Origin of the sequence: Paenilisteria rustica, from assembly GCF_013820765.1 — a bacterium.
GTDB classification, from domain to species: domain Bacteria; phylum Bacillota; class Bacilli; order Lactobacillales; family Listeriaceae; genus Listeria_A; species Listeria_A rustica.
Genome location: NZ_JABJVM010000002.1, coordinates 22,648 through 48,280 on the forward strand (window position 1 = coordinate 22,648; position 25,633 = coordinate 48,280).

General features: G+C 43.0%; 23 protein-coding genes. 19 read left to right on the forward strand and 4 right to left on the reverse strand.

From position 1 onward, the window contains the following. Position 1: 1 nt before the first annotated feature. A complete protein-coding gene (locus HPK16_RS02035; protein WP_181675365.1) occupies positions 2-667 on the forward strand; it encodes a GTP pyrophosphokinase in 666 nt (221 codons plus the stop codon). 49 nt (positions 668-716) lie between these two features. Here HPK16_RS02035 and HPK16_RS02040 read toward each other — a convergent pair whose 3' ends face one another. Next, positions 717-1,175: a universal stress protein gene (locus tag HPK16_RS02040; RefSeq protein WP_036066705.1), complete on the reverse strand. Its 459-nt coding sequence runs from the start codon at positions 1,173-1,175 to the stop codon at positions 717-719. A 348-nt stretch (positions 1,176-1,523) separates the two neighbouring features. Between HPK16_RS02040 and ald the strand changes: the two genes are divergently transcribed. Then, positions 1,524-2,639: an alanine dehydrogenase gene (gene ald / locus HPK16_RS02045; protein WP_181675366.1), complete on the forward strand. Its 1,116-nt coding sequence runs from the start codon at positions 1,524-1,526 to the stop codon at positions 2,637-2,639. A gap of 38 nt (positions 2,640-2,677) precedes the next feature. On the opposite strand, the gene HPK16_RS02050 is transcribed toward ald, so the two are convergent. Then, positions 2,678-3,034, reverse strand: coding sequence for an iron-sulfur cluster biosynthesis family protein (locus HPK16_RS02050; RefSeq protein WP_181675367.1), 357 nt, complete (start codon positions 3,032-3,034; stop codon positions 2,678-2,680). A 152-nt stretch (positions 3,035-3,186) separates the two neighbouring features. Between HPK16_RS02050 and HPK16_RS02055 the strand changes: the two genes are divergently transcribed. Beyond that, entirely contained in the window at positions 3,187-3,768 is a 582-nt protein-coding gene (locus HPK16_RS02055; protein WP_181675368.1) for a hypothetical protein, read from the forward strand. A 47-nt stretch (positions 3,769-3,815) separates the two neighbouring features. On the opposite strand, the gene HPK16_RS02060 is transcribed toward HPK16_RS02055, so the two are convergent. Then, positions 3,816-4,913: a M24 family metallopeptidase gene (locus HPK16_RS02060; RefSeq protein WP_181675369.1), complete on the reverse strand. Its 1,098-nt coding sequence runs from the start codon at positions 4,911-4,913 to the stop codon at positions 3,816-3,818. Positions 4,914-5,043: 130 nt separating this feature from the next. On the opposite strand from HPK16_RS02060, the gene HPK16_RS02065 reads away from it, so the two are divergent. The 3 genes from HPK16_RS02065 to HPK16_RS02075 are packed head-to-tail and all read left to right on the forward strand — an operon-like array spanning position 5,044 to position 8,009. After that, positions 5,044-5,727, forward strand: coding sequence for a metal-dependent hydrolase (locus HPK16_RS02065; RefSeq protein ID WP_181675370.1), 684 nt, complete (start codon positions 5,044-5,046; stop codon positions 5,725-5,727). An 18-nt stretch (positions 5,728-5,745) separates the two neighbouring features. Further along, a complete protein-coding gene (gene ytoI, locus HPK16_RS02070; RefSeq protein ID WP_181675635.1) occupies positions 5,746-7,062 on the forward strand; it encodes a CBS-HotDog domain-containing transcription factor YtoI in 1,317 nt (438 codons plus the stop codon). A gap of 17 nt (positions 7,063-7,079) precedes the next feature. Then, entirely contained in the window at positions 7,080-8,009 is a 930-nt protein-coding gene (locus HPK16_RS02075) for a DHH family phosphoesterase (protein ID WP_181675371.1), read from the forward strand. 41 nt (positions 8,010-8,050) lie between these two features. Here the strand turns inward: HPK16_RS02075 and HPK16_RS02080 are convergent, their stop codons facing one another. After that, a complete protein-coding gene (locus tag HPK16_RS02080; RefSeq protein ID WP_181675372.1) occupies positions 8,051-8,431 on the reverse strand; it encodes an effector binding domain-containing protein in 381 nt (126 codons plus the stop codon). Positions 8,432-8,530: 99 nt separating this feature from the next. Here HPK16_RS02080 and HPK16_RS02085 point away from each other — a divergent pair, with 99 nt between their 5' ends. From HPK16_RS02085 to mutM, 13 genes are all read left to right on the forward strand, one after another. Beyond that, positions 8,531-8,860 (forward strand): HTH domain-containing protein, encoded by a 330-nt coding sequence (locus HPK16_RS02085; RefSeq protein WP_181675373.1) that lies wholly within the window; start codon positions 8,531-8,533, stop codon positions 8,858-8,860. 12 nt (positions 8,861-8,872) lie between these two features. Then, positions 8,873-9,436: a WYL domain-containing protein gene (locus HPK16_RS02090; protein WP_181675374.1), complete on the forward strand. Its 564-nt coding sequence runs from the start codon at positions 8,873-8,875 to the stop codon at positions 9,434-9,436. Positions 9,437-9,539: 103 nt separating this feature from the next. After that, complete coding sequence (dnaE, locus tag HPK16_RS02095) at positions 9,540-12,863, forward strand: DNA polymerase III subunit alpha (protein ID WP_181675375.1); 3,324 nt, start codon at positions 9,540-9,542, stop codon at positions 12,861-12,863. Positions 12,864-13,061: 198 nt separating this feature from the next. Beyond that, a complete protein-coding gene (gene accD / locus HPK16_RS02100; RefSeq protein ID WP_181675376.1) occupies positions 13,062-13,937 on the forward strand; it encodes an acetyl-CoA carboxylase, carboxyltransferase subunit beta in 876 nt (291 codons plus the stop codon). After that, complete coding sequence (locus tag HPK16_RS02105) at positions 13,927-14,883, forward strand: acetyl-CoA carboxylase carboxyltransferase subunit alpha (protein WP_181675377.1); 957 nt, start codon at positions 13,927-13,929, stop codon at positions 14,881-14,883. The genes accD and HPK16_RS02105 overlap by 11 nt, the downstream gene beginning before the upstream one ends. Positions 14,884-15,203: 320 nt before the next feature. After that, positions 15,204-16,163 (forward strand): 6-phosphofructokinase, encoded by a 960-nt coding sequence (gene pfkA, locus HPK16_RS02110; protein WP_036066729.1) that lies wholly within the window; start codon positions 15,204-15,206, stop codon positions 16,161-16,163. Positions 16,164-16,401: 238 nt separating this feature from the next. After that, entirely contained in the window at positions 16,402-18,159 is a 1,758-nt protein-coding gene (gene pyk / locus HPK16_RS02115) for a pyruvate kinase (protein WP_181675378.1), read from the forward strand. A gap of 407 nt (positions 18,160-18,566) precedes the next feature. Further along, a complete protein-coding gene (locus tag HPK16_RS02120; protein WP_181675379.1) occupies positions 18,567-18,947 on the forward strand; it encodes an FxsA family protein in 381 nt (126 codons plus the stop codon). 123 nt (positions 18,948-19,070) lie between these two features. Beyond that, positions 19,071-19,532, forward strand: a complete 462-nt coding sequence (locus HPK16_RS02125; protein ID WP_036089592.1) for a DUF441 domain-containing protein — start codon at positions 19,071-19,073, stop codon at positions 19,530-19,532. 64 nt (positions 19,533-19,596) lie between these two features. Further along, positions 19,597-20,718, forward strand: a complete 1,122-nt coding sequence (citZ, locus tag HPK16_RS02130; RefSeq protein ID WP_181675380.1) for a citrate synthase — start codon at positions 19,597-19,599, stop codon at positions 20,716-20,718. A gap of 22 nt (positions 20,719-20,740) precedes the next feature. Then, positions 20,741-22,009, forward strand: coding sequence for an NADP-dependent isocitrate dehydrogenase (gene icd / locus HPK16_RS02135; protein ID WP_181675381.1), 1,269 nt, complete (start codon positions 20,741-20,743; stop codon positions 22,007-22,009). A gap of 149 nt (positions 22,010-22,158) precedes the next feature. After that, entirely contained in the window at positions 22,159-24,786 is a 2,628-nt protein-coding gene (gene polA, locus HPK16_RS02140; RefSeq protein WP_181675382.1) for a DNA polymerase I, read from the forward strand. A gap of 21 nt (positions 24,787-24,807) precedes the next feature. Beyond that, the gene (gene mutM / locus HPK16_RS02145) at positions 24,808-25,629 is read left to right on the forward strand and encodes a DNA-formamidopyrimidine glycosylase (protein ID WP_181675383.1); all 822 of its coding nucleotides are present in this window, start codon (positions 24,808-24,810) and stop codon (positions 25,627-25,629) included. The last annotated feature ends 4 nt before the right edge of the window (positions 25,630-25,633 follow it).

Genomic DNA, 25,633 nt, shown 5'->3' on the forward strand with positions numbered 1-25,633 from the left:
TATGGATAGTGCTCTTTTAGAAGATTTTAAAGTATGGTTGGGGAATGATCCGAAATTAAACGAGGGGATGCAGCATTTAGACGAATTTCGCAGTTTAATGACATGCTACCAATCGGTTATTAGAGAAGTACGCACGAAATTGGACATTTTAAATGACGAGATGGCTCTGAAGGAAGATCGAAACCCGATTCAGTTTATCACATCTAGAATTAAGAAACCTGTCAGTATTGGTACAAAACTAGCCAAAAAAGAGAAAGCGATTTCGGTGTATAATATTCGAGAGACGCTAAACGATGTGGCGGGAATTCGCGTTATTTGTTCCTATACAGATGATATTTATTGGTTAGCAGAAATGTTGACAAAGCAAGATGATGTTTATTTGATCGACACGAAAGATTATATTAAAAATCCGAAAGCTAATGGTTATCGTAGCTTGCATCTCATACTAGAAGTCCCGATTTTCTTATTGGATCGTAAGGAGAGTTACCGGATTGAGGTTCAAATTCGTACAATTGCGATGGATTATTGGGCGAGCCTGGAACATTCATTGCGATACAAAAAAGAAGGTAGCAACGCAGAACTCGGCTTAGAACTCGAGAATTGTGCGCACGAGATAGCAGAAATAGAAGACCGGATGCTCGCGATTCGTGAAAAAATAGATAAATAAAAGAAGCGATTTCCCATCATAGCTCGGGAAATCGCCTCTTTGTATTTTGTTAGTCCTTGTAAACTGGATCTTCATTTCTTACAACAAGAACGTCGCAAGGGGAGTGGCGGATAATATATTCCGAAACACTACCAATAAGTAAGCGTTCTACTGCGTTTAGACCAGTCGCACCACACATGATAAGGTCGGCTTTAAAGGCTTTGGCAGCTTCTTTTGTGATGGCTGTTTTTGGTGAACCGTATTCGATATAGGTTTCGACATTGGTAACACCTTGTTTTAATGCATCATCTTTGTAACCATTCAATAATTCATCCGCATATTCTGTGGCTTTGTCAGCCATGGAAGTGTCGTAGTTAGCGACGGATGAGAAGGCACGTGTATCAATTACGTGAACAAGTCCTAGTGACCCCTCATTTCTTTTGGCAACTTGAATTGCTTTCTGGAATGCGCTTTCTGCTTCTTTAGACCCGTCAACTGCTACTAAAACTCTACTGTATTGTTGTAACATACAAACTCCTCCTAGCCCAGCGTGTCGACAATTATCTATCTTCGTCGTTAAAGTCTGTGCGCCGGTGCTCATGTACACGAGTACATTCCGCTCCAGTGCTCGACTTTGCCTAGAATATAGGCGATTGTCGACGCGCTGGGGGTTGGCGGGACTTTCACGGGAGACAGTTTTTGTGACACTTTGGAAAATCTTTTTATACTATTATTGTACCCTTTTTTTGCGAAAACAACCATTAAAAGCATTGCAAAATTTCTTAACCCGTATTTTTTTACAATTCGGGTCATATGTGTTATTCTTGTTTTGTAAGCGCATACTTTATGGGCTAATTTACTTAAAGGGGAGATTCATATGTTAATTGGAGTTCCAAAAGAAATTAAGAATAATGAAAATCGGGTAGCGATGACGCCGGCCAGTGTTTTATCTTACGTGCATTCAGGTCATAAAGTGCTAGTAGAAACAAATGCGGGCGTAGGTTCAGCTTTTCACGATGAGGATTACGTTGCGGCAGGCGCGACGATCGTGGAAACGGCAGCTGAGGCTTGGGCGGCGGATATGGTTGTGAAAGTGAAGGAACCGATTGCATCTGAATACGGCTATTTCCGTGAAGGATTGCTGTTATTCACATACTTACATTTAGCGAACGAACCAGAACTTGCCAAGGCGCTTACGGAAAATAAAGTGAACAGTATTGCCTATGAAACGGTGGAGCTGGACGATCGCACATTACCATTACTTAGCCCGATGAGTGAGGTCGCTGGTCGTATGGCAGCGCAGATTGGGACGCAATTTTTGCAAAGAAATAATGGCGGTCGCGGTATTTTACTTAGCGGTGTACCAGGCGTGGAGCGTGGTGAAGTGGTGATTATCGGTGGTGGAATGGCAGGAACCAACGCTGCAAAAGTGGCGATTGGACTTGGCGCAAACGTGACGATTCTCGATCTGAACTTGCATCGTTTACGCGAGTTGGATGATATTTTTGGCAATCAAATTACGACGTTGATGAGTAACGCGTTTAATATCGAAACAGCAGTGAAAAAAGCAGATTTGGTTGTTGGTGCGGTGCTGATTCCGGGTGCGCGTGCTCCGAAACTTGTGAAAGAAGCGCTTGTGAAGGAGATGAAACCAGGTGCGGTTATCGTGGATATTGCGATTGACCAAGGTGGTATTTTTGAAACGACAGATCGTGTGACGACGCATGATGACCCGACATATGAAAAATATGGTGTTGTGCATTATGCCGTGGCGAATATGCCGGGTGCCGTGCCACGTACATCGACCATTGCGCTGACGAATGCGACACTACAATTCGGATTAACACTGGCGAATAAAGGGCTTGCTGATGCGGTTCTTGGGAATTTATCGCTGTATAAAGGTGTGAATACGATTGGCGGTTATGTGACGTATAAAGCGGTTGCGGATGATTTGGGTTATGAGTATAAGGCGGTTGAGGAAGCACTGGCTTAAGTTGATAAAAGGAAACGAGCAGCGATCTCTAGTTGAGGTTACTGCTCGTTTTTCGGTGTATATACATAGTTATTATCAGTGTCCATTAGCAGGAGATTACGATTATAAAATTGGCCGTCGCTTTTTAGAATGAGGGCGTTGGATTTGGAGTCGTAGTCGATTTTCAGTTGTTCTTCTAGGAAAACGGCTGTCCAGCGAGCGATTAGGATGGGGCCGAGGTTCGATGAAAACTCGATGTCTTCGGGCGTTGTTTCGGTGACTAATTTTAATGTGAAAATTCCGCTGTTTTCGCAACCGCATCCTTCTGTTAAATAGTAGAGGTAGAGTTTGCCGGGAAGGTCTTGGCAGAGTGCATGGACACGGGAGATAGCTGCTGGTGTGAATGTTAGGTTCATTTTTGGTTCACCTCGTTTTTATTTTTATTGTACGGCGATTATGTGGAGTTGGGAAGTATGTTGCTCAACAGGGGGAAATATTTAATAAATAAAGTTGGTATTCCAAAAAATATACTGTATAATAATATTTGATTGTAAAAAGGGGGATTTAAATGTATAAAAAGAAAATAAAGTTATTATTAAGCACATTATTAATATTTGCTATACTAACTGCATGCGGTAATGAGCCTGAAAAGGAAGCTATGCAAGATGAGCCCAAAGAGGTTACCACTAATGAAGTAGAAGGTGAGATAGAGGATTCATCAAGTTTGGAAGATTACGGAGCTGATGGATGGGGAATTTCAAAATTTGATTGGGATGGAATGCAAGAAGCAGGTGATGGGGATATGGAACAATCTTTAGAAAAAGCTAACACAGTTCTTTCTGTATCATTAAATAAATATTTCGGCTTGCATACAGAAGTTGTTTTGAGCCAACCATCACCTGATCAAAACTTTTTCAATTTAGACATTACGAATAATTCTTTACTTAATGAAACTGAATTAAAGAAATTTAAAGAAAATGCAGAGCAAATGATGTTGGATGCAAAAAATAAGATCGATATAGATTCGTATATGTTTACAGGCAGTGTGAGAGATGTAGAAAAAGCTAGCGATAATAAAACAATGTATTTTCAGACATTTGTATTAGATAATGGTGTTGTCAGTGCTCCGACAGATGGTATGTACAAGTAAACATAGAAATGGTTGGCATTTAAATTTCTAAAATGCCAACCATTTTTTTATTTCACATACGTCAATTCTTTTGGAAACTCGGTCAAAATTTCATAACCATCTTTCGTCACAACGATATCATCTTCAATCCGCACGCCTGCAACGCCTGGGACGTAAATGCCGGGTTCGATAGTGAAGACCATATTTTCTTGTAACGCCATCTCGTTTGTTTCCGTGATCGATGGGAATTCATGGACGCTTGCGCCAAGTCCGTGCCCTAGTCGATGTGGGAAATAGTCGCCGTAGCCTGCATCCTTGATGATGTTACGCGCAGTGAGATCTACTTCTTTTGCGGGAACGCCAGCTTTTACTTTTTCGATGGCTGCGAGTTGCGCTTGTAGTACGGTATTGTAGATTTTTTCTTGTTCTGCGCTGATTTCGCCGTATGCCACGGTGCGCGTGATGTCGGAGCAGTAGCCTTTGTGGACAACGCCTAGGTCAAAGAGGACAAGGTCGCCTTTTTTGATTTTGGTGTCGCCTGGTGTTCCGTGTGGTAGGGCGCCGTTTGTACCGGTTAGGACCATCGTTGCGAAGGACATTGCGGTTACGCCTTTTTTCTTCATTTCGTACTCGATTTTTGCCACGATTTCGGCCTCGGTTTTACCTTCTGCGATTTCGTCAACGCCAACTTGGACGGCGTAATCGGCTAGGAGCGCGGCTTCTTTTAGGATAGCAAGTTCTTCGGGTGTTTTAATGAGGCGGATCATCTGGATCTTCTCTTCAATCGAAATGAACGTCGCATCGGTTAAGTATTTGGATAGGATTTCGAAGCGATCGACACTCATATGGGATTTCTCGATGGCAAATTTTTTCACAGTAGGTGTTCGTTTTGTGATTTCTGTTACGATGATTTCCCATGGGTTTTCGATGTCGCTGTAACCGTATGCATCATATGACCAGTCGCTATTTTTCACGTCTTCTACTTCCAGTCCTGGTGTGAATAGGAATGGCTCTGCTTCGGGAAATACGGCGAGGCCTAGCACGCGTTCGTGTGGGTCGCTATGATAGCCGGTGAAATAGGCGATGTTTTCAGGGTCGGTGATAAACGCAACCTCAGCTCCTTGCTCTTTTAGCCAGTTTTGCAAAATATCGATATTTTTTTCCATCAGTCATCCTTCTTTCCATGTTTCGTCCGCTTTATCATAACACGAAATCGCGCAGAAATTAAATGTTTTGAAATACTGTTATAGTATAGAGTATAATGAAACTAGTACAATACAGAAGGGAAGTCAAAATATGAAAATTTCATTTCATGGTCAATCTTGTATTAAAGTAGTAACGGAGGGCGTGACGATTCTTGTGGATCCGTTTATTTCGGGGAATCCGCAGTGTGATTTGGTGGTTGAGGATGAGAAACCGGATTATATTATTGTGACGCACGGGCATGACGATCACGTTGGGGATACAGTGGCGATTGCGCAAAGAACGGGTGCGACGGTGATTGCGAATGTGGAATTGGCAACGTTTTTGAATATGCAAGGTGTGGAGAATTTGGCACCGCTACATATTGGCGGAAAGCGGCCGTTTGATTTTGGAACGGTGAAATTGACGCAGGCGTTTCATGGCTCGTCCACGGTGCAAGATGGAAAAATTATTAATTTGGGCTTGCCGACGGGATTTGTGTTGACGATTGGCGACAAATCGATTTACCATGCTGGTGATACGGGATTGTTCTCGGATATGAAATTGATTGGGCAGTTGAACGAGCTTGACGTGGCGTTTTTGCCAATTGGTGATAATTTCACGATGGGGCCAGAGGATGCGGCGATTGCGGCGGAATTTTTGCAGGCGAAGGTGGTTGTGCCAATGCATTATAATACGTTTCCGTTGATTGCGCAGGATCCGCACGCGTTTGTGGCAAGTTTGAATACGGAATTGCGCGGGAAAGTGCTGGATATTGGCGCGTCGATGACAATTTAGAGGGAATGGGTGAGTGGCTTGGCGACAAAGCATGAGCAGATTTTGAAATATATTGAAGAGCTTGCGGTTGGTGAGAAAATTTCGGTTCGGAAAATCGCGAAAAACTTGCATGTCAGTGAGGGAACGGCTTACAGGGCGATTAAGGATGCGGAAATTGTCGGCTTTGTTAGCACGATTAAGCGTGTTGGGACGATTCGGATTGAGCGGAAGCAAAAGGATAGTATCGAGAAGCTGACCTATGCGGAGATTGTGAATATGATTGATGGTCAAGTGCTGGGCGGCCGTGCTGGGCTTCATAAATCGCTGAACAAGTTTGTGATTGGTGCGATGACGGTTGAGGCGATGGAACGTTATACGGATGCGGGAAACTTGGTGATTGTTGGGAACCGGGTTGGTGCGCAGGAGTTGGCGCTTGAACGTGGTGCCGCGGTGCTGATTACAGGTGGTTTTGATACGGTGGATTCGGTGAAGAAGTTGGCGGATGAGAAGGAATTGCCAATTTTATCGACGACGTATGATACGTTTACGGTGGCGACGATGATTAACCGGGCGATTTTTGATCAGTTGATTAAGAAGGAAGTCGTGTTTGTGGAAGATATTCTGACGCCGCTTGAGAAGACGGCTTATTTGAGCACATCGGACCGGGTCGAGGATTGGTATAAGAAGGAAACGTCGACGGGACACAGCCGTTTTCCAGTGGTAAATAAAGCGATGCGGTTGTCAGGGATGATTACGAGCAAAGATGTGATTGATAAAAATTTATCGATCTCGATTGAGCGGGCGATGACGAAAAATCCGTTGACGGTCGGTCCGAAAATGAGTGTGGCGTCGGTATCACACATGATGATTTGGGAAGGTATTGAGGTTATCCCAGTCGTGAAGGATGATTTGACGCTGATTGGGATTGTGAGTCGGCAGGATATTTTGAAATCACTGCAAATGATTCAGCGCCAGCCGCAAATTGGAGAGACGATTGACGATACAATTACGAATCAGTTGATTGAAAAAACAACGGATGACGCATCGGAGCTCGATTTTCAATTTACGGTGACGCCGCAGATGACGAATAGTATTGGAACGCTTTCTTATGGCGTTTTTACGCAGATTGTGTGTGATGTTGTGCAACAAAAACTGTTTTCCTTGAAGAAACGCAATGTGGCGATTGAAAATATCTCGATTTATTTTTTGAAACCGGTACAGATGGATGCGACGATTGTGATTAAACCGCGGATTTTGGAGATAGGGCGTAAGGCGGGGAAAATTGATATTGAGCTATATTTGGAAGGTATTTTAGTTGGTAAGGCGATTGTGGCTTGCCAAATGATGGAACGTTAAAGATTGGTGGAAATAGGATGAAAAAAGCGATTTTAGATGTCATTAAGAAATATGAGACGATTATTATTCATCGGCATGTGCGGCCAGATCCAGATGCGTATGGTTCGCAAATGGGACTCGCAGCGGTTTTAGAAGGTAATTTTCCAGATAAGAAGATTTATTGCGTTGGTGAAGGTGAGCCGTCGCTTGATTTTCTTGGGAAAGTGGATATAATTGATGATTCGGTTTACGATGGTGCGCTTGTGATTGTTTGTGATACCGCGAACACGGAACGGATTGATGATGCGCGCTATACGCTTGGCAAGGAGCTTGTGAAGATCGATCACCATCCGAATGATGATGTGTATGGCGATTACAGTTGGGTTGATACGACGGCTTCGTCTTGTAGTGAGATGGTGACGGCATTCGTGGAGGCGTTTCCGAAAGAATTGACGCTGAATGAGAAGGCGGCAAGGTTGTTGTACGCTGGAATTGTCGGGGATACAGGGCGGTTCTTATTCCCAAATACGACACCGAAAACATTGCGTTATGCAGCTGACCTCGTGGTTTTCCCGTTTGATCGCACGGAAATTTTCACAAAAATGTACGAGACACCACTGAATGCGGTCAAATTATCAGGTTATATTTTGCAAAATTTCCAAATGGCAGCAAATGGCGCCGCGCATATTTATATTAATCGTGCCTTGCTGGAGCAGTTTGATGTAACGGCGCGTGATGCGGCGCAGTTGGTGAATCGGATTGATAGCGTTATTGGCATTAAGGCGTGGATATTATTCATAGAAGATGGCGATATTATCCGAGCACGCTTACGTTCCAAAGGCCCAGTCATCAATGGATTGGCAAAAGAATATCGTGGCGGTGGGCATCCTTTGGCATCAGGCGCGACGCTTGAATTGGAGTCAGAAATCCCAGAAATGGTCGCGAAATTAGAAGCATTGTGCGATTAATAAAAAGAGAAGGACACCAAAATTTGGTGTTCTTCTCTTTTTTACGCGTTCAGCCCAATGTAAATCCGAATCGAGCCATCAGGGGCGTATTCTTCGTAGTCAAAATGGTAACTTCGATTGAGTTCGGTATTCCAAATTTCTTGCCACGTTGCGAAAACGTCTTTTTCTACGTTGAAAACCTGATACGGTTGTTCAGGAATCATGATTTTTTTCGTATTCTCGGAATGAGGCATATTGCTCGCAACACTCACCGTGTAATCTCCCATGTAATCAATCTCATAATCGGCATAAATACCATAAAATGTGGCATTCGTTTGCGGTAACTTTTGCGCCTCTGCCCATAAATCACCTATTTTTGTAGCTACGTCGGGATCATTGAAATTATTCGTACGTGTTTCGTTTATCCAATAAATTTCTTGCATTGTTAAAACCTCCTTTTCATCTATAATAACGTACTTGATTGACAGCATTATGTCATATTTAAAATATATGTTAGGATGAAATAAAGAGGAGTGAGCATCGTGAAAATTGATCGTTTATTAGAAATTTTAATCTTATTAATGAATCGAAAACAAGTGCAGGCCAAGGATTTGGTAACCTATTTTGCGGTTTCAGTCCGAACAATCTATCGTGATATCGAAACGCTCTCCCTTGCAGGTATTCCTATCGAGATGACACGCGGGAGACGTGGTGGAATTAGACTGATGCAAGGATTTAGCTTATCTCGAATCCCGATAACGACGAAGGAAAAAGATGTTTTACAGTTAGCGTTGCAAAATCTTTCGACAACGAATTTTCCAGAAGTGGCGCCTTTAATGGAGAAGTTTCAAGCATTATGGGATGCGGTCTAGAAGGATTGGATTGTGATTGATCCAGCTGAATATGGTGCTCCACCTGAACGAAATGAAATTTTTGCGATGATGAAGCAGTGTATTTTGGAAAATCGCAAAGTTTCTTTTATCTATTATAATAGCAATCGACAGAAAACGAGGCGAGAAGTGGCTCCCTTGAAGCTTTGGTATCGCGGGAATGCTTGGTATTTATGGGGATATTGCTATTTGAGGGAGGCGTATCGCTTATTTCATGTGCATCGCATGGTGGAGGCTGTAATCACGGATTATTTTCCACCAAATTTTGAGGAATCTGCTTTTGAAGCGTTTCGTCAGCAAGCCGTGACACCAGCACCGAAATTGGCAGTACATCTCGTGTTTGAGGCGTCGGTCTACTATCGTCTACTAGCCATTTTTCCTGCAGAAATCTTGGAGAGGGTGTCTGATCGTATCGAAGTGAAGACGGAAATTCCGAAAACAGACTGGCTGTATTCCTTCTTACTTTCTTTCGGATCGGACGTTCAAATTATAGCACCTGAATCGCTACGGCTAAAAATAAGGGCAAGTCTGCAAAAAGCTGTCAAAAATTATGAGTAGCCTCGACATGCAGGATAAATAAAAGCGAACATATGGTTTCTTTTTCGGAGGATAACCGATATAATAGAATGGAGAATGTTGTTCGAGAGAGGAGACGTGGATAATGGGATTTGTTCATTTACAAGTAGCTAGCGCGTATGATTTGCTATCGAGTACGGCGGCTATTGACGGGATTATTGAGAAAGCGCAACAATTTCATTATCCAGCAGTCGCGATTACGGACCATAATGTGATGTATGGCGTTATCGAATTTTATCAAAAGTGTCATGCGGCGGGGATTAAACCGCTTATCGGGATGACGATTTCAGTGGAAGGCGTGACGCAACCGCTTGAGACTTACGAACTACTCCTACTCGCGAAAACGACGCAAGGCTACCGTAATTTGCTCAAAATTTCAAGTGCCATCGAAACGCGTGAGGAGCAGAAACTACCTATAAAATGGCTAGAATCATATCGAGACGGCTTGTTGCTATTCTCGCCGGGAGAAGCTGGAGAAATTGAACGCTTGATTCGTCAGGAATTACACGAAGATGCTCGTCTAGTCGTGGCAAAATGGCAGGAAATTGCGGGGGCGTCTGGTTTTTATATGACCTTGCAAAAGGAAAATCCACATTATGAGGCTGTTCATGATTTTTGCGAGGCGGAGCAAATCCCAGCGGTTGCGACGAAAAATGTGCAGTATTTAGAACCAAAAGGTGTTCGCAGTACGGAAATTTTGCGCGCGATTCGAGATAATGAGACTGTATCATGGCACAATTTACCGCTCGCTGGAGGGGCTTATTTTGCGGCACCAGAGGATATGGAAAACTTGTTTACATCGCCTTTTGAGAAGGAAGCATTGGCGTTAACGGCGAAAATTGCTGATATGTGTGACGTAGAAATTGCGATGGATCAACATTTATTGCCTAAGTTCCCGCTGGCAGAAGGCTTTGAAGCAGGACCGGTGTTGAAAGATTTATGTTATGAAGCACTTAGAATCCGTGTTGCGAATCTTGATGGCAGCTATTGGGAGCGCTTGGATTATGAGTTGAAAGTCATTCAGGATATGGGCTTTTCCGACTATTTCCTTATTGTATGGGATGTCATGAAATATTCACGAGAGAATGGGATTCTAACGGGACCAGGGCGAGGATCTGCGGCAGGATCGCTCGTTTCTTACGTCCTGCAAATTACGGATGTGGACCCGATTCAATACCAACTTTTATTTGAGCGATTCCTGAATCCGGAACGTATTAGCATGCCTGATATCGATTTGGATTTCCCGGACAATCGTCGAGATGAGGTCATTTCCTATGTGGTTAGCAAATATGGCACGCAACATGTCGCCCAAATTGGCACGTTCGGAACGCTAGCTGCCAAAGCTGCGGTGCGAGATACAGCGCGGACATTTGGCTTGAATTCTGTCCAATTATCCGACTGGTCAAAGCTTATTTCACGGGAACTTGGTATGACGCTAACCAAGGCGTATGAACAATCTACAGCATTACAACGTCATATCATTAGCTCCGAACAAAACCAACTTATCTGGGAAATTGCGACTGAAATCGAAGGCTTGCCACGCCATATTTCCACACATGCCGCGGGGGTCGTTATTAGTGACGAACCACTCGTGGATCAGATTGCCTTGCAAAAAGGGAGTGGAGATGCACTTCTGACGCAATTTGCAATGGGTGATCTGGAAAAAATCGGACTTCTAAAAATGGATTTCTTAGGTCTTCGAAATTTAACGCTACTCGATCGAACATTGAAAAACGTCAATTATATCCGCGATACAGAGCTGACATTGCAAGATATCCCGCTCGACGATGCTAAAACGCTACAAATTTTCCAAAAAGGGGATACGACTGGTATTTTCCAATTTGAATCAGATGGAATCAGGCGTGTATTAAAGCATTTACGCCCAACTTCTTTTGAAGATATTGTCGCGACTAATGCGCTTTATCGTCCAGGCCCGATGGAACAAATCGATACTTTTATTGCTCGGAAACATGGGAAACAAGAAATTGTTTATCCACATCCCGATTTAGAGCCGATTTTAGGCGTTACGTATGGCATTATCGTCTATCAAGAACAGATAATCCAAGTCGCGTCCGCTATGGCAGGTTTTTCGCTCGGTGAGGCCGATTTACTTCGACGTGCAGTCAGCAAGAAGAAGGCGGATGTCTTAGAAGAAGAACGCATTCATTTTGTGTCTGGTGCGGTCAAAAAAGGCTACACACAAGCGAGCGCGGATGAAGTCTATGATCTGATTGTCCGATTTGCGAACTACGGTTTCAATAGAAGTCACGCGGTAGCCTATTCCAAAATCGCGTTCCAACTTGCCTACTTAAAAGCCAATTATCCAGCCGCATTCATGGCTTCACTTCTTAGCGCGGTCATTGGAAACGACGATAAAATCAGCCAATATATCACGGAAGCAAAAAACTACGGCATCAAAATGCGAGGTCCATCGATTAATCGCAGCTACTATCATTTTCAAGTGGAAGAGGACGCGATTAGGTTCAGTTTGCGCGTGATTCGTAAAGTCCCAAGTAAATTCGTACTTGCGATCGTTAACGAGAGAAAAGGAGCTCCGTTCAAGGATTTCTTTGATTTTTGCGAACGAATGCCTCAAAAGCAGCTAACGAAACAAGTTCTAGAAGCGCTTATTTACGCAGGCTGTTTCGATGAATTTGGCAAAGATCGCGCTACCTATATGGCATCAATGGACGCAGCACTGCAATATGTTAGTTTGCTCGGCGACGATGAAAAAGGAATCAATCTCTTCACGACAGACGATGAATTATTCCGCAAAATGAAACCGAAATATCGCGAAGCTAGTCCACTTCCAATCGATGAAAAACTAGAAAAAGAAAAAGAATACGTCGGGCAATATGTTTCTGCACATCCCGTCACGTTCTATCAAGATAAATTAAAATTACTTGAAATAACGCCCTTATCGCAAATCAAAGTCGGTAAAATTTACAAAATCGCGGCGTATATTCACGATATCAAAACCATCCGTACGAAAAAAGGTGAATCGATGTGTTTCCTTACAATCAGTGATGACAGCCGCGAAATAAGTGCAGTCATGTTCCCTGAAACCTATCGGAAATACACAGAACTAGCCGAAAAAGGACTTATTGTACTGCTACAAGGCAAAGTAGACCAGCGAAATGGGGAATTACAGCTTGTCATCAATAAAGCAGAGAATGTAAAAGACATCGAAGTTCCCAAACGTGCTTTTGTGCGAATTAAAGAAGCAAGCCAGTTGGAACAATTAAAGCCGATTTTATTATCCAATCGTGGGGATATCAGCGTTATTTTGCATGATGAAACAACGAAGAAAACCACACAGTTACAGCCGAAATTTAATATTAATGGAAGCCCAGAAACAGCGAAAGCAATCACAGAACTCCTCGGTGAAGGCAATTTTATCATTCGTTAGCCTTTTAAAAAATAAAAAAAATATGGTATAGTAGTGTGACGGATTAAAGGGTACTAGTTAATTTCGGCATCCCAGTTGTACTCATACAGAGAAATTTAGATAAGACAAATGCGCCAAAAAATGCTACTATGGAAAGTGGACAAAAAATATTTGAAGCGCGGATTAGAAAAGAGATTGTTTCAAAAGGGGGTTCATCCTTTGTTAGGAGATTTATTTACAAAACCAAAGAAAAGGAAATATGCAACGATTCCTTCAGACGGCTCTAAGCCAGATGTTCCAGAGGGTATTATGACTAAATGTCCTTCATGTAAGAAAATTATGTACTCCAAAGAATTACAGAAGAACTTGAAGGTTTGTAGCTATTGTGGCTACCATCATTCGCTCGGAGCTCAAGAAAGAATTGCGTACTTAGTAGACGAGGATTCATTTTCTGAGTTAGACGGCAATTTAACGACTGCAAATCCGCTTGGGTTTGAAGATTATATGGATCGAATTGTAAAAGATAAGAAGAAAACAGATTTGAACGAAGCTATTTTGACTGGAACAGCAACGATTGCGACACTGCCATTTGTGGTGGCTGTGATGGATTCTCGGTTCCGGATGGCAAGTATGGGTTCGGTTGTTGGAGAAAAAATCTTGCGCAGTGTGGAAAAAGCAGACGAATTAGGTGTTCCTTTTGTGATTTTCACGGCATCAGGTGGCGCTCGGATGCAAGAAGGTATGGTTTCATTAATGCAAATGGCTAAAACATCAGCCTCCTTCAAACGTTTTAGCAACCACGGAGGACTCGCGATTTCCATCATGACGCATCCAACAACAGGAGGCGTTTCCGCAAGTTTCGCTTCGTTGGGTGACTACAATTTTGCAGAACCGGGAGCGATGATTGGTTTTGCGGGACGTCGTGTTATTGAGCAAACAGTTCGCGAAGATTTACCAGAGGACTTCCAAACAGCGGAGTTCTTATTGAAGCACGGGCAGCTGGATGAAGTTGTATCACGCTTAGATATGCGCGAAACATTGCGTTTCCTCTTAGATATCCACACGAAAAAGGAGGATTCGGCAAATGGCAAATGAGCTAGAATTTGAAAAACCGATTTTAGAATTACAAACAAAAATTGCCGATCTCAAAGAGTACAATGAGAAGTCGGATGTCGATTTGTCGAAGGAAATTGTGAAGTTAGAAATCCGCCTTGGCAAACTAGAGGACGCAATTTATGGCAATATGTCTGCATGGGATAAATTCCAAGTGGCACGCCATCCAGAACGTCCAACAACATTGGATTATATTCCGTTCGTGTTCGACCAGTTTATGGAATTGCACGGCGATCGTTATTTTGGCGATGATGCAGCGATTGTCGCGGGTGTGGCAACGTTTAACGGCACACCAGTGACGGTTATCGGTCACCAACGCGGGAAAGATACCAAAGATAATCTGCATCGCAATTTCGGAATGCCACATCCGGAAGGCTTCCGTAAAGCGTTGCGATTAATGAAACAAGCCAACAAATTTGGACGTCCAATTATCTGTTTCATCGATACGAAAGGCGCCTATCCAGGTCGTGCCGCAGAAGAACGCGGACAAAGCGAAGCGATTGCGCGTAACCTTTATGAGATGAGTGATATGACCGTGCCAATTATTTCAATCGTTATCGGTGAAGGTGGAAGTGGCGGAGCTTTGGCGCTAGGCGTAGGCAATCAAATCTACATGCTAGAAAATGCGGTTTTCTCCGTTATTTCACCAGAAGGCGCAGCTGCGATTCTCTGGAAGGACGCAAGCCTTGCCAAACAAGCCGCTGAGTCGATGAAAATAACAGCAACGGACCTATTTGAGCTAGGCATCACGGACGGCATCATTCCGGAAATTCGCGGTGGAGCCCATCGCAATGTGGAAGAACAAGCCGCACTTATTTCTGCTGTCATCCGCAAAAGTTTGAATTCGTTATCAGCACTTGACGGCGAACAATTGGCGAATCAACGGTATGAGAAGTTTAAGAAAATCGGTGTTTATGAAGAATTATAAATAATTATGAAAAGTCATGAAAGTATAAGTCGATGGAAGTGTCAGCTTATATCCCAATGGCTTTTTATTTTCTTTGAAGATATCGAAAAGTGGCTTTGTTCCATCGTATACAATGTTTGGTACACTCCATCAACGGGTAATAAACCAGTACCAATTCCTAATAAAAAGCAATTGGTATACACCATTCGTGGATGGAATTAATGAAAAGTTTCACAAAACATGAAAAAAGAACTAGATTCCTGCTTTCATTTTTAGGAAAAGTGATGTAGAATGTAACCATGTGATGAAAAAATATATTCATTGTTTGAGGTGGGATTTTGATGAAACGTATTGCAGTTTTAACAAGTGGTGGAGACGCGCCAGGAATGAACGCTGCGGCTCGTGCCGTTGTTCGTAAAGGTATTTATGAAGGTCTAGAAGTTTATGGTATCGATTACGGCTTTTTAGGTCTAGTAAACGGAGATATTCATAAATTGGATTTAGGCTCTGTAGGAGATCTTTTACATCGCGGAGGAACGTTCCTTTATTCGGCGCGCTATCCTGAATTTGCGACTGAAGAAGGTCAACTAAAAGGTATTGAGCAGTTGAAGAAATTCGGTATTGAAGGCCTTGTTGTTATCGGTGGAGATGGTTCTTACCACGGAGCTGAGGCCCTAACAAAACGTGGCTTCCCGACAGTCGGTATTCCAGGAACAATCGATAATGATATTTCTGGTACTGATTTTACAATTGGTTTTGACACGGCTCTAAACACCGTGCTTGACGCATTGGATAAAATTCGTGACACAGCAACAAGTCATGAACGTACATTTATCATTGAAGTAATGGGCCGTGATGCTGGTGATATCGCGCTTTGGTCTGGTCTAGCAGGAGGCGCGGAAGCTATTATCGTTCCTGAGCATAACTTTGTGATGGAAGATGTTGTCGAACGCCTGAATAAAGGACTTGCTCGTGGTAAAAAACATAGTATTATCGTCGTTGCAGAAGGCGTTATTTCTGGAAACGAATTCGCGAACCAATTAGCTGAGTTTGGCGATTATCATGCTCGTGTAACGGTTCTAGGACATGTTCAACGTGGTGGTAGCCCGACTGCTTTTGACCGCGTATTGGCAAGTCGTCTAGGCGCGCGTGCTGTCGATTTATTAATGGAAAACCGCGGCGGTCTCGCTGTCGGCATCCAAAATAATAAAATCGTCGAAAATGATATCACAGAAGTTTTGAAACAAAAACACGTGATTGATAAAGAAATGTTTGATTTAGCAACAATCCTATCAATTTAATACAACGATAGAGGTTTCTAGTTTTGCATAACTTAGAAGCCTCTTCCTACGGATTAAAATGAAAATAGGCATGAAAACAGGCTACATAAACACGTGCCTAAAAAAGAATGAAAAGTTTGGTCAACATGCACATAAATTCACAAAACCCTTGAACGCTAGTGAAGTTACTGGTAAAATGGGGCGGATGAGTTTATAATAAGTAATGAATGAATAGGTATTCTTAGGAGGAGTATAAAAGATGAAAAAAACTAAAATTGTTTGTACGATTGGACCTGCAAGTGAAACGGTAGAAACATTAGTACAATTAATCGAATCAGGTATGAACGTATGTCGTCTTAATTTTTCACATGGTGATTATGAAGAGCACGGCGCGCGTATCAAAAATATTCGTGAAGCTGTCAAAATTACGGGAACAGAAGTAGCGATTTTACTTGATACAAAAGGCCCTGAAATCCGTACGAACGATATGGAAAACGGTAAATTAGAATTTGCAAAAGGGGACACTGTTCGCGTAGCAATGGAAGAAGTCCTTGGAACAAAAGAAAAATTCTCCGTAACGTACACAGAACTATTTGATGACGTAGAAATCGGTTCAACTATTCTTTTAGATGATGGCTTAATCGGTCTTGAAGTTATCGAAAAAGACGCTGCTAACCGTGAACTAGTAACATATGTTCAAAACCCAGGCGTACTTAAAAACAAAAAAGGCGTGAACGTGCCAAACGTATCGATCAACCTACCTGGTATCACGGAAAAAGATGCAAATGATATCCGTTTTGGTCTAGAACAAGGAATCGACTTTATCGCGGCATCATTCGTTCGTCGCGCAACAGACGTTCTTGAAATCACAAAAATTCTAGAAGAAAACAATGCAACACACGTACAAATCATTCCTAAGATTGAGAACCAAGAGGGCGTTGACAATATCGACGAAATCCTACAAGTATCTCAAGGTCTAATGGTTGCTCGTGGTGACCTAGGCGTTGAAATTCCTGCTGAAGAAGTTCCGATTGTTCAAAAACAACTAATCAAAAAATGTAATAAGCTTGCAAAACCTGTTATTACAGCAACACAAATGTTAGATTCTATGCAACGTAACCCGCGTCCAACTCGCGCAGAAGCAAGTGATGTAGCCAATGCCATTTTTGATGGTACAGACGCAATCATGCTTTCAGGTGAAACAGCAGCTGGGGACTATCCAGTTGAATCCGTACAAATGATGACTAAAATTGCGCTACGTGCCGAAGAAGCACTAGTTGCTCAAGATAAATTTGCACTTAAAGCACACCAAAATTCAGATATGACAGAAGCAATCGGTCAAGCAGTTGGTCACACAGCGCGCAACTTGAACGTACACACAATCGTTGCAACAACGCAAAGTGGTCACACAGCACGCATGATCTCGAAATACCGTCCAAAATCACATATTTTAGCGGTTACTTTCAACGAACGCGTATGTCGCGGACTATCTCTAGTATGGGGCGTATACCCACGTCTAGCAGAACCAATCGCTAATACAGATGACATGTTCGACCTTGCAGTAAAAGAATCCTTAGCATCAGGACTTGCAAAACAAGGCGACCTAATTATCATCACTGCCGGTGTTCCAGTTACAGAATCCGGTACAACCAACCTAATGAAAATCCAATTAATCGGTGACAAAGCAGTATCAGGGCACGGAATTGGTTCGACTTCCGTTATCGGTAAGGCAGTTGTTGCTAAATCGAATAAAGAAGCACTAGACAAAGCTGTAGAAGGCGGCATTCTTGTTGTTAAAACGACAGACAAAGAAATGTTACCAGCATTCGAGAAGAGTGCAGCAGTTGTTGTAGAAGAAGGCGGTCTAACTAGCCACGCAGCCGTTGTTGGAATCACACTAGGAATTCCAGTAATCGTAGGCGCAACAAACGCAACAGACCTTGTCAAAGACGGCGAAACAGTAACCGTCGACGCACGCCAAGGTAATGTTTACAATGGTAAAACGGCTACTCATTAATAGAAGTGCTGAGGAAGCCCGTTAGACCCGAAAAAATTTGTTAGGGGCCGCAGTGAAAACCCGTTCTTGGTTTTTGCGGAGGGCACGAAAATTTCGAGGGTCTGGCTTCCGAAGCTGGATCCGGAGTCGCAAGTCACGACGCAACCCAAGGAAGGTAGCTTCATTGCATTCATCTGCATATTGAGGTTCTAAAAAAGCAAATAACGCTTTTCAAGAACCACAACAAAGCTGGATCCGAAGGCGCCAAACATGTTCTACTCTAAACTAAAAACACAGAACCAGATCACAATCCCTAACCCGGATACTGATCTGGTTTTTCTAATCTTTTTCCGCAACACCATCTTCTTTCTCATTTCTCCAAAACTACGCTATAATAAAAAAGAAACCACACAAAGGAGGTCGCCATTTTGAAAAAAATAATTTACTACTGGGCTGCATACGGCTTATTAGAACTACTCACCTACATCCTCCTGTTCCAATGGATTGGCTTCTGGCCACTATTATTCATCCAAATCGCATCGACAGCATTTGGCATATTCATCGTCAAGCGTTTATGGCGTGGTATCACTCAAAACATGCGCGAAGGAAAAACAATATCCCCGTACTTATTAGACACGATTTGCCTACTCTTAGCGGGAATACTACTCGTCATCCCAGGCATTATCACATCTATCTGCGGATTACTCCTATTCCTACCATTCATACGTTCCTGGATGAAACCGCGCATCAATCGCTGGATAGAACGCCGAATGAGTCAAGGTAACTTCACTTATTTCGATATGAAATAATAGGTCATTGGCTTTTCTTATCTATTTTCAGATATACAATAAGTATCGCTTTACATCAAGGGGTGTAGATGTGTTATAATACAACTAATCTGACGTTTTCTCAGAAGGAAAGGTTTGTTCTTCTTGTTTACAGAAAGTATGCTATTTTTATTACTATTTCTCGGACTTGGGTTACTAGCGAAAAATAACTCGCTTATTATTGCGGTTGCTGTCGTGATTTTGCTGAAACTTTTCCATGTGGATGGTAGGATTATGGAAACGATTCAATCGCGAGGAATAAATTGGGGAGTAACGGTGATTACAGTTGCCATCCTAATTCCAATTGCGACGGGACAAATTGGGTTTAAAGACTTAATAGATTCCTTTAAATCGGCGGCTGGTTGGATTGGCTTGCTGGCGGGGATTGCGGTTTCAATTTTGGCAAAAAAAGGCGTCGGTTATATGGCGGTGGATCCACAAGTGACGGTATCACTTGTTTTTGGTACGATTTTAGCTGTGGTACTATTTCGCGGAGTTGCGGCGGGGCCGGTTATCGCGGCAGGTATTGCCTACGTACTTATGCAAGGTGTCGCTTTATTCAAATAAATTAATAAAAAAGACAACTACATAGCAGATGACGCTAAATTTTATATTGTTAGGGGGAAAAATAATGACGGTTTCAAGAGGTTTGGAGAATGTATATGTTGCGGAGACGTCGATTAGTTCTATTTTAGATGACATGCTGACTTACGTTGGCTATGGTATTGATGATCTGATGGAAAGTAATGCAACATTTGAAGAGGTTATTTATTTACTTTGGCATTTACGCCTGCCGAATGCGGAAGATTTGGCGAAATTTACAGGCGAAATTCGTGAAAATATGGCGGTTTCGGAGACGATTATTACGAGTTTACGTTTGCAACATCACCAGAAATTACATCCGATGAGTGTTTTGCGGACGACGGTTTCGATGCTCGGCGTTTTTGATACGGAAGCGGAGATGGATGACGGGGAAGCTGTTTACCGTAAGGGGATTCGTTTACAAGCGAAGATGCCGACGATTGTGGCAGCATTTTCACGGATTCGTCGCGGCTTGGATCCTATTCCGCCACGCGATGATTTGAGCATGGCCGCGAACTTTTTATACATGTTAACTGGCGAAGATGCTACTTATTTGGAAGTCGAAGCGATGAACAAAGCGCTGGTGCTACATGCGGATCATGAATTCAATGCGTCTACGTTTACTGCTCGTGTTTGTGTGGCGACGTTATCCGATGTTTACTCTGGCGTAACCGCTGCGATTGGTGCGCTTAAAGGGCCGCTTCATGGTGGCGCGAATGAGCGTGTGATTGACATGATTGAAGAAATTAAAGAAAAAGGTCATGCACGCGAATATATCCAAAATAAGATTGATAACAAAGAGAAGATTATGGGCTTTGGACACCGTGTTTATCAAGGTGGCGACCCGCGTGCGATGCATTTGAAAGAAATGGCGCGTAAGCTTACTGAGAAAAAAGGCGAGCCAGAATACTACGATATTTCCGCGGATGTGGAAGAGGCTGTTTGGGAATTTAAACACTTGAAACCGAATGTCGATTTTTATTCGGCGTCTGTCTATCACGCGCTTAATATTGATCACGACTTGTTTACGCTTGTTTTTGCGATGAGTCGCGTATCGGGTTGGTTGGCGCATATCTTTGAACAATACCGTGATAACCGCTTGATTCGTCCACGTGCTATTTATGTGGGGCCGGATTCAAGAGACTATATTCCTGTCACAGAACGGGACTAAAATTTGCGAGGGGGAAATTAATTTGACACAAGGTGAAAAAATTCAAGTAGTAGACGGTGTTTTAAAAACGCCAAATAATCCAGTGATTCCGTTTATCGAAGGCGATGGCACAGGTCCAGATATTTGGCGTGCGTCTAAGCGCGTACTCGATGCGGCTGTTGAAAAAGCATATAACGGTGAGAAAAAAATCGATTGGAAAGAAGTTCTAGCGGGTGAAAAAGCATTCAATCAAACGGGCGAATGGTTACCGCAAGCGACACTTGACACAATCGATGAGTATTTGATCGCGATTAAAGGACCACTTACAACGCCAATCGGTGGTGGGATTCGCTCGTTAAACGTAGCGCTTCGTCAAGAATTAGATTTATACGTATGTCTGCGTCCAGTTCGCTATTTTACAGGGGTTCCATCTCCGGTGAAGCGTCCTGAGGATACGGATATGGTTATTTTCCGTGAGAATACGGAGGATATTTACGCTGGGATTGAGTTTAAAGAAGGTAGCGATGAGGCGAAGAAATTGATTGCTTTCTTGCGTGATGAATTTGGCGTGAATAAAATTCGTTTCCCTGAGACTTCTGGGATTGGTGTGAAGCCTGTTTCTAAAGAAGGAACGGAGCGTTTGGTGCGTGCGGCGATTGAATATGCGATTAGAGAAAACCGCAAATCATTGACGCTTGTGCATAAAGGAAACATTATGAAATTTACAGAAGGCGCGTTCAAAACGTGGGGCTATGACCTTGCAGAACGCGAATTTGGCGATAAAGTTTTCACATGGTCTGAATATGATCGTATCGTGGAGGCAGAAGGTGTCGATGCAGCTAACGCGAAACAAGACGCGGCACTTGCGGCAGGCAAAATCTTAGTCAAAGATTCGATTGCGGACATTTTCTTGCAACAAATTTTGACACGTCCAGCGGAATTCGATGTTGTGGCGACGATGAATTTGAATGGGGATTATATTTCCGACGCGCTTGCGGCTCAGGTTGGCGGCATTGGTATCGCGCCTGGTGCGAATATTAACTATTTGACAGGGCACGCGATTTTTGAGGCGACACATGGTACGGCTCCGAAATACGCGAACCTTGATAAGGTGAATCCATCCTCGGTTATCCTTTCTGGAACGTTGCTACTTGAGCACATCGGATGGGGCGAGGCGGCAGCTTTAATTATTAAATCAATGGAAAAAACAATCGCTGACAAAACGGTTACTTACGACTTCGCACGTTTAATGGATGGCGCGACAGAAGTGAAGTGTTCCGAGTTTGCAGATGCCTTAATTCGCAATTTTTAAGCGATAAAAGATACCGTGTTTTGAAGTGGGAGAGAACGTGTGGCTGCCATTTCAAAACATGGTTTTTTTGTGCGTTCGAATAAAGGCGCGTTCAACGTTTCTATGTTAAAATGGACATAATGAGCGCTAAATTTTGAGGAGGAATCCCTGTGAATAAACTTGTACTAATTGATGGAAATAGTATCGCGAATCGTGCTTTTTATGCGTTGCCACTTTTGAGTAATGATAAAGGTGTGTATACGAATGCGGTGTATGGTTTTGCAATGATGATTATGAATGTGCTGGAAAAAGAGCAACCGGATCATGTGTTGGTGGCTTTCGATGCGGGGAAAACGACTTTTCGCCATAGTCAGTATAAAGAGTATAAAGGTGGACGCCAGAAGACGCCGAGTGAGCTGTCTGAGCAGTTTCCGTTTATTCGTGAGTTGCTGGATGCCTATTCGATTCCACGCTATGAGCTGCCAAATTATGAGGCGGATGATATTATTGGGACAATCACGAAACACGCTGAAAAAGATGGCTTGGAAGTCGTTGTTATTACGGGAGATCGCGATTTAACACAGCTTGCGAGCGATAAGACAACCGTGTATATTACGAAGAAAGGCATCACGGATATGGAAGAAAATACACCGACAAGTTTGAAAGAAAAATATGATCTTACACCTGAGCAAATCATTGATATGAAAGGCTTAATGGGCGATGCTTCCGATAATATTCCTGGGATTCCAGGTGTTGGCGAGAAAACGGCATTAAAACTGCTACATCAATTTGGTACGGTAGAGGAAGTGCTAGCTAACGCAGATCAAATTTCTGGTAAAAAGCTACAAGAAAAAGTAATGGACAACAAGGAATCAGCAATAATGAGTAAAGAATTGGCGACGATTAACACGGATTCACCGCTAGAAATCAAAGTTACGGATCTGAAATACACTGGCTACGATACAGAAAAAGTGGTGCCATTACTGAAAGAACTAGGTTTTGCGACACTTTTGAAAAATATACAAGGGGAATTAAGCGAACCAGAGAAAGAGATGGAGAGTCTGTCTTTTGAAATAATAGAGGAAGTTACGGCAACACATCTGAGCGATAAAACGGCGATTTATGTCGAGTTGGATAACGATAACTACCATACGGCGCCATTTATCGGGATTACTTTTCATTCAGAAGCAGGCACATTTTTTGCGAATGCAGATACGCTTGCCAAGTCTCCGGCGCTTAAAACGTGGCTGGAAGATCCGAAAAAAGAAAAGGTCGTATATGATGCGAAGAAAACGATTGTTGGTCTATCCAAATTTGACATTGCAGTCGATGGCATTGAATTCGATATTATGCTAGCTTCCTACTTGCTCAACCCATCTGATACGATTGGGGACTTTGCGAGTGTAGCGGTCAGCCATGATTTTGATGCGGTGAAAACAGATGAACTAGTATACGGAAAAGGGGCAAAACGAGCGATTCCAGAAGAAGCGATTGTGGCGGAACATCTGGCACGTAAAGTAGTCGCGGTTTCAGAACTAGAAAAGAAAATGCGAGCCGAACTCGAAAATAATGAGCAGTTAGGCTTATTTGAAGACCTCGAATTACCACTATCCAAGGTTTTAGCGAAAATAGAGATGTACGGCGTCAAAGTTGATACGGCGCGTTTAGAAGATATGAAAGTTGAGTTGGCAGGTCGATTAAGCGAACTTGAAAAAACGATTCATGATTATGCAGGCTCTGAATTCAACATCAACTCACCGAAACAACTTGGCGTTATCTTATTCGAAAATCTAGGACTCCCAGCTGAGAAGAAGACGAAAACAGGCTATTCCACATCTGCTGACGTTCTTGAAAAATTGGCGGGCTCACATCCAATCATTGAAAGTATCCTTATGTACCGTCAACTTGGCAAACTTCAATCGACCTATATCGAAGGCTTGCTAAAAGTAACGCATCAAGATACGCAAAAAGTATACACGCGTTTTAACCAAACATTGGCACAAACAGGCCGTTTGAGCTCTGTTGACCCGAACCTGCAAAACATCCCAATTCGTTTGGAAGAAGGCCGCAAAATTCGTCAAGTTTTCGTCCCGTCTGAGCCAGGTTGGAAGATTTTTTCCGCGGATTATTCGCAAGTCGAATTACGCGTTTTGGCACATATTTCAGAAGATGAGAATTTGCAATATGCTTTCCAACACGACTACGATATTCATACAAAAACAGCGATGGATGTTTTTCATGTCGAGCAGGAAGAAGTGGATTCGTTGATGCGCCGCCAAGCGAAGGCTGTTAATTTTGGCATCGTATATGGTATTAGTGACTATGGTTTATCTCAGAATTTAGGAATTACTCGGAAAGATGCGCGTGATTTTATCGATCGTTATTTTGCGAGCTATCCTGGCGTAAAAGAATACATGGAAGATATTGTGCGTTCCGCGAAGGAAAAAGGCTATGTCGAAACAATTTTGCATCGTCGTCGTTATATTCCAGAAATCACGAGCCGCAATTTCAACGTGCGTGGTTTTGCTGAGAGAACCGCGATGAACACACCGATTCAAGGGAGTGCCGCCGATATTATCAAAAAAGCGATGATTCTCATGAATGACCGCCTTATCTCGGAAAAACTAGAAGCGCGTTTGCTACTCCAAGTACACGATGAGCTCATTTTTGAAGCACCAGAGAGCGAAATTGCGAAACTGGAAGAAATCGTTCCAGATGTGATGGAGAATGCTGTAGAACTCTCTGTTCCACTCAAAGTCGATAGCTCTTTCGGAGACACTTGGTACGATGCTAAATAACATAAGTAAGGGGTTAAAATCATGCCAGAATTACCAGAAGTAGAAAATGTTCGGGCAACACTCGCCGAACTTGTTATAGGAAAAGAAATTGATCAAGTTGTCGTCGGCGTTCCAAAGATGATTGTTGGTATGCCGGCGGAACAGTTTGTTGGTAATATGATTGGGCAAACGATTGAAGCTGTTCGCCGTCGTGGCAAGTTTTTGCTGATTGATACAACGGATGGAACGCTGTTATCGCATTTGCGAATGGAGGGGAAATACCGCCTCAATAATGGGACAGATCCAGTCGACAAACACACACATGTCACCTTCCATTTCACAGACGGGACAGAACTGCGCTACCTCGATGTCCGCAAGTTTGGGACGATGGAGCTCGTATTAAAAGGGCAAGAAGGACTTACGAAATCGATTCAAAAACTCGGACCAGAACCGCTTTCTGCAACGTTTGAAAAGAGTGTTTTTGCGACGAAGTTAAAAAAATCTGGTCGTGCCGTCAAAACGGTATTATTGGATCAGAGTCTTGTCGCAGGTATCGGAAATATTTACGCAGACGAGATTTGCTTCCAAGCCAAGGTGCTTCCGGAACGCCCTGCGAACACGCTAAAACCGGCAGAAATCACGCGACTCTATGCCAGCACAAAATCAATCATGGCAGAGGCTGTAGCGCTTGGTGGCTCCACAATTCGCACGTATGTGAACTCGCAAGGAAAGATTGGCGGATATCAAGATAAACTGCAAGTATATGGCGAAAAAGATAATCCGTGTCCGATATGCGGCACGCCAATCGTGAAAATCAAACTGAATGGCAGGGGCACGCATTTTTGCCCGAAATGTCAGAAATAGGTGA

Coding starts and splice junctions, on each gene's coding strand:
- pfkA (WP_036066729.1), top strand. CDS start 15,204: ATGAAACGTATTGCAGTTTTAACAAGTGGTGGAGACGCGCCAGGAATG.
- pyk (WP_181675378.1), top strand. CDS start 16,402: ATGAAAAAAACTAAAATTGTTTGTACGATTGGACCTGCAAGTGAAACG.
- HPK16_RS02055 (WP_181675368.1), top strand. CDS start 3,187: ATGTATAAAAAGAAAATAAAGTTATTATTAAGCACATTATTAATATTT.
- HPK16_RS02105 (WP_181675377.1), top strand. CDS start 13,927: ATGGCAAATGAGCTAGAATTTGAAAAACCGATTTTAGAATTACAAACA.
- HPK16_RS02065 (WP_181675370.1), top strand. CDS start 5,044: ATGAAAATTTCATTTCATGGTCAATCTTGTATTAAAGTAGTAACGGAG.
- HPK16_RS02060 (WP_181675369.1), bottom strand. CDS start 4,913: ATGGAAAAAAATATCGATATTTTGCAAAACTGGCTAAAAGAGCAAGGA.
- HPK16_RS02035 (WP_181675365.1), top strand. CDS start 2: ATGGATAGTGCTCTTTTAGAAGATTTTAAAGTATGGTTGGGGAATGAT.
- mutM (WP_181675383.1), top strand. CDS start 24,808: ATGCCAGAATTACCAGAAGTAGAAAATGTTCGGGCAACACTCGCCGAA.
- HPK16_RS02080 (WP_181675372.1), bottom strand. CDS start 8,431: ATGCAAGAAATTTATTGGATAAACGAAACACGTACGAATAATTTCAAT.
- ald (WP_181675366.1), top strand. CDS start 1,524: ATGTTAATTGGAGTTCCAAAAGAAATTAAGAATAATGAAAATCGGGTA.
- dnaE (WP_181675375.1), top strand. CDS start 9,540: ATGGGATTTGTTCATTTACAAGTAGCTAGCGCGTATGATTTGCTATCG.
- HPK16_RS02075 (WP_181675371.1), top strand. CDS start 7,080: ATGAAAAAAGCGATTTTAGATGTCATTAAGAAATATGAGACGATTATT.
- HPK16_RS02050 (WP_181675367.1), bottom strand. CDS start 3,034: ATGAACCTAACATTCACACCAGCAGCTATCTCCCGTGTCCATGCACTC.
- HPK16_RS02040 (WP_036066705.1), bottom strand. CDS start 1,175: ATGTTACAACAATACAGTAGAGTTTTAGTAGCAGTTGACGGGTCTAAA.
- citZ (WP_181675380.1), top strand. CDS start 19,597: ATGACGGTTTCAAGAGGTTTGGAGAATGTATATGTTGCGGAGACGTCG.